The 844-nt window shown below is 69.7% G+C and carries 1 protein-coding gene and 1 pseudogene; both read left to right on the top strand.

Going from position 1 to position 844, the window contains the following annotated elements; all coding sequences use genetic code 11:
• Positions 1-575 (top strand): osmolarity response regulator transcription factor OmpR (gene ompR, locus AC1D01_RS36945; RefSeq protein ID WP_477874814.1); only part of this gene is annotated, 575 nt, incomplete at its 5' end.
• Positions 576-581: 6 nt separating this feature from the next.
• Positions 582-844: pseudogene (locus AC1D01_RS36940) on the top strand (two-component sensor histidine kinase); the annotation flags it as partial.

Genomic DNA, 844 nt, shown 5'->3' with positions numbered 1-844 from the left:
TCGACCTGATCGTGCTCGACCTGATGCTGCCCGGCGAAGACGGGTTGTCGATCTGCCGCCGGCTGCGTGCCGCGAGCGACGTGACGCCGATCATCATGCTGACGGCCAAGGTCGAGGATGTCGACCGCATCGTCGGCCTGGAGGTCGGTGCCGACGACTACCTGCCGAAGCCCTTCAACCCGCGCGAACTGCTGGCCCGCATCCATGCGGTGCTGCGCCGCCGCCCGGCGATGGAAGCCCCGGGCGCCCCGGCCAAGGATGCGCAGACGGTCACCTTCGGCCCGTTCGAGTTCGACCTGGCGCTGCGCCGCCTGTCGAAGGACGGCGAGCAGATCGCGCTGACCACCGGCGAGTTCTCGATGCTGAAGGCGCTGGTGCGCCATCCGCGCCAGCCGCTGTCGCGCGACAAGCTGGCCCAGCTGGCCCGCGGCCGCGAGTTCGAGCCCTTCGACCGCAGCCTGGACGTGCAGATCTCGCGCCTGCGCAAGATGATCGAGCCCGATCCGGCCCAACCGCGCTACATCCAGACCGTCTGGGGCGTCGGCTACGTCTTCGTTCCGGACGGCACCGCCTAAAGACGGATGGCCCGCAATGCCGTCGCGCTGAGCCTTTTCTGGCGCACCTTCTTCCTGCTGGCCGTGCTGCTGACCGGCGGGATCTTCGCGTGGGTGCAGACCTTCCGCGCGCTCGAGTTCGAGCCGCGCGCGGTGCAGGCCGCGCAGCAGATCGCGAGCCTCGTGAACCTGTCGCGCGCCGCGCTGCGCTATGCCGACGGCATCAACCGCGTGACGCTGGTCAAGACCATGTCCGACCAGGAAGCCGTGCGCGTGCTGCCGCGCGAGCC

The sequence above is a fragment of the Rhizobacter sp. P3_B12 genome (genome assembly GCF_056402895.1).
This window is presented reverse-complemented; position numbering and strand designations above follow the sequence as displayed.